The organism is Sphingomonas sp. (assembly GCF_025353885.1).
Taxonomy (GTDB): Bacteria; Pseudomonadota; Alphaproteobacteria; order Sphingomonadales; family Sphingomonadaceae; genus Sphingomonas_O.
The window spans coordinates 1-2495 of the sequence record NZ_JANXNX010000024.1 but is presented as its reverse complement, the minus strand read 5'-3'; the positions used below and the strand labels follow the sequence as shown (position 1 = coordinate 2495).

6 protein-coding genes are annotated in these 2495 nt (G+C 58.9%); 1 reads left to right on the top strand and 5 read right to left on the bottom strand.

The window, feature by feature from the left end; all coding sequences use genetic code 11:
• Nucleotides 1–212: 212 nt before the first annotated feature.
• Nucleotides 213–377, bottom strand: a complete 165-nt coding sequence (locus Q0R02_RS02695) for a hypothetical protein (RefSeq protein WP_293880600.1) — start codon at nt 375–377, stop codon at nt 213–215.
• 211 nt (nt 378–588) lie between these two features.
• On the opposite strand from Q0R02_RS02695, the gene Q0R02_RS02690 reads away from it, so the two are divergent.
• Nucleotides 589–891, top strand: a complete 303-nt coding sequence (locus Q0R02_RS02690) for a hypothetical protein (RefSeq protein WP_293880598.1) — start codon at nt 589–591, stop codon at nt 889–891.
• Here Q0R02_RS02690 and Q0R02_RS02685 read toward each other — a convergent pair.
• The 4 genes from Q0R02_RS02685 to Q0R02_RS02670 all read right to left on the bottom strand — a co-directional run.
• Nucleotides 888–1325 (bottom strand): type II toxin-antitoxin system PemK/MazF family toxin, encoded by a 438-nt coding sequence (locus tag Q0R02_RS02685; protein WP_293880596.1) that lies wholly within the window; start codon nt 1323–1325, stop codon nt 888–890. The two genes, Q0R02_RS02690 and Q0R02_RS02685, sit on opposite strands and share 4 nt — an antisense overlap.
• Nucleotides 1325–1588 carry a type II toxin-antitoxin system Phd/YefM family antitoxin gene (locus Q0R02_RS02680; protein WP_293880594.1) on the bottom strand — a complete coding sequence of 88 codons (264 nt, stop codon included), beginning with the start codon at nt 1586–1588 and terminating at the stop codon, nt 1325–1327. The genes Q0R02_RS02685 and Q0R02_RS02680 overlap by 1 nt, the downstream gene beginning before the upstream one ends.
• 220 nt (nt 1589–1808) lie before the next feature.
• Entirely contained in the window at nt 1809–2282 is a 474-nt protein-coding gene (locus Q0R02_RS02675; RefSeq protein WP_293880592.1) for an RES family NAD+ phosphorylase, read from the bottom strand.
• The coding region (locus Q0R02_RS02670; RefSeq protein ID WP_293880590.1) for an MbcA/ParS/Xre antitoxin family protein at nt 2279–2495 on the bottom strand (217 nt) is incomplete at its 5' end. The genes Q0R02_RS02670 and Q0R02_RS02675, both read right to left, overlap by 4 nt.

The following is a 2495-nucleotide window of genomic DNA, read 5'->3' as shown; positions in this document are numbered from 1 at the left end:
TCGAAGCGCTGCCGACGGTGCAGACGGGTCTCGACCTGGTACGTCGCAGCACTCCCTGATCGGACCGGAAACCGTTCGGCCAGGAGTCGCGCCAAATCGCGCCAAGGGCGAAGCCCTCCGCGTCTTTACGACCGTTTGTGCATGAACACTTGCTTCGCGCGTAGGGGATCATTCGCGTCAGCGAATTGGGGGCCGCAGCCCCCGAACGGCTTTTACTGGTAGGGATCGTACTCGTTCACGATCGTCAGGCTGTTGTCGTGATCTTCTGCCGTGATGACTGAAAACTGGGTTCCGACCGCGATGACCATTGTGGCGACCATGAGAGTGCGCGAGAGTTTCAGTGCGCTTTTGCGTGCGATCCAGATATCTGAGAACATTGTCGAGGCTCCTTACAGACGGCGGGTTCTTCCCGCTCGACTGGCGCCCGATGAGTTCGGTGAGCGGCCGCAATCACTGTTTTTTGCGCAGACAAAAAAGAGCCGTAGCGAAGCGCCCGGACCCTTTACGGGTTGACGTGCATTAGGCCGCGAGGCGAACCAAGGATTGCGCCTCATAAGAGTGGGTGAACACGCTTGCTTGAGGAGCCGCATGTTCCCATCGAAGACATCTAAAGTGCCTTCTCGTCAGGACGTTCGTGGTCGTTTGTTGGCGGGGACCGTGCTTTTTTGCTACGGTTTGAACATGGCAGGCGAACTCGACGATATTAACGCTCAGGTAGACTGTCCAAGATGCGGTCGGGTGCTGAATGTCAGCTATCGCGATATTCGCGTCCTGAAAGCTGCTTCCTGCGCCTGCGGAGCTTTGCTGCGGCTCGAGGACGACACGCCGCTTAGCACTGTCCAACAGCTCATTGACGACGCTAATCCGCCGCAAGGCGATAACGACGGCTAGGAGGTGCGGTCGAGTTGCGTCACGCGCCGGCTGTCGAAGGCGGCCAGCCACTTTGTTCGAACAAGATCGTAGAGCCCGGCCGGGAGGAGCCCGTAGGCGACGGCTGCGTCGGGATCGCCGGGAACCGCGCGTATATCGGGTCCGGGCCACTGGAAGCGATTGGCCTCGGACAGGACGATCCAGGATCGGCTATCATCGAGCCCGAGGCGTTTCTTCGTGCTAACGGGTATTTCTACGGCCAGACGCTCGTCGTCGGGCGGAGTGTGCGTCACCGGGAGAACTGTGACGACCTGTTTGCCGTTGGCGGTCGTGGTCGCCAGCAGCACGGCGCAGGGCCGATCTTTGCTGCCTTCCTCATTCCCGGCCTTGCCTTCATGGCTCCATAGAAACGAGTAATGAATTACAAGGCCCGGAACCGGCTTTGGAAGCGGCATCAGCTATACCGAAGTTCGTCGTCGAATTTCGCTGCCTCCGCAGGTGCGCGAGAGGCGGCGATCGCGGTACGATCGTCCTCGGTAAAGTCGTGCAACGCGAGAATTTCGCGGTCACGGCTTTTGAGCCTCTGATATTCGACCGCCGACATGAGGACCAGGCTATCATGCCCGTGATGCGTGATGGTAATCGGCGTTGCGAGGGCCTGCCGGCTGATGCGACCGAACGATTTCGACGCCTCGACGGAACTGACGGACTGAGGCATGGCGGTTCTCCTATCCGGAAAGTACGGAGTTTCCGGAGAGATTGCAACGGAACCTCTAGCAATGGTGCTTGTATAAGAACGGGGCCCGCACCGGTAATCGCCCGGCCAATCGGTTGCGGAGACAGGGAAGCTAATACGGTCGACGTTTTCTGATACCAAGTGCTTTGCCTTGGACCTCCTCATCCAAAAAGACGTCGAAACACGGCGGAACGCTTTCGACCTATAGCCGGTGGTCGTATATCCATTTGCGCATCTTCTTGGCAGTGATACGCGCTGCATCGGGATGCGCCGGATTGATGAGAACGTTGCTCTCCTCCAAGACGATCGTTGACGGAACAAAGAGAAGCACCGTCCTTTGGCTGATAGTCCAGGCCGAGCCGAAGTTTGTGCTCTCAATACCCGCGGGGTGGGCGTCCCACCCGACCGGGGCGGTAAGATGATCGAGATGTTCGGCCGTCGCCCATATATCGTCGGGGACAGCGATCTCTATTAGATACCGATTTAGAGGGAGTTCTTCAGCGCCGAGGTGTACGACCGTTTCAAGGCAGGCCAGCGATCGGGTACAGGAGGTATAGACTACCCCGATGCCAATATCGTTCCAGCGCCCGCCACTGAGCCTTGCTCCTGTTCCCGACAGGTCGCTCGCGGAATAGCCATGCGTGTCGGTGCCTATGCGCCAAAGAGATTGACTCACGCATAGGCTCCGGTCTGCATCTGCAAGAGCAGCTTTGCTACAAGCATCTGCCCCTTTATAGTGTCTAGATATTCGATGGGCTTCGCACCCCCGAGGGCCTGAACCGGCCGCCGAAGCCAGTTGGTGAGCCAAGCGCCGGCGTCAAAACCTTCGGGACTGCCAGATTCCTCGACCATCGCCTCGACCTGCCCGAGCAGCTCGGCCAGACCCAGG

Excerpts from the sequence above, each read along its gene's own strand:
- Q0R02_RS02680 (WP_293880594.1), bottom strand. The coding sequence starts at position 1,588 with ATGCCTCAGTCCGTCAGTTCCGTCGAGGCGTCGAAATCGTTCGGTCGC.
- Q0R02_RS02695 (WP_293880600.1), bottom strand. The coding sequence starts at position 377 with ATGTTCTCAGATATCTGGATCGCACGCAAAAGCGCACTGAAACTCTCG.
- Q0R02_RS02690 (WP_293880598.1), top strand. The coding sequence starts at position 589 with ATGTTCCCATCGAAGACATCTAAAGTGCCTTCTCGTCAGGACGTTCGT.
- Q0R02_RS02685 (WP_293880596.1), bottom strand. The coding sequence starts at position 1,325 with ATGCCGCTTCCAAAGCCGGTTCCGGGCCTTGTAATTCATTACTCGTTT.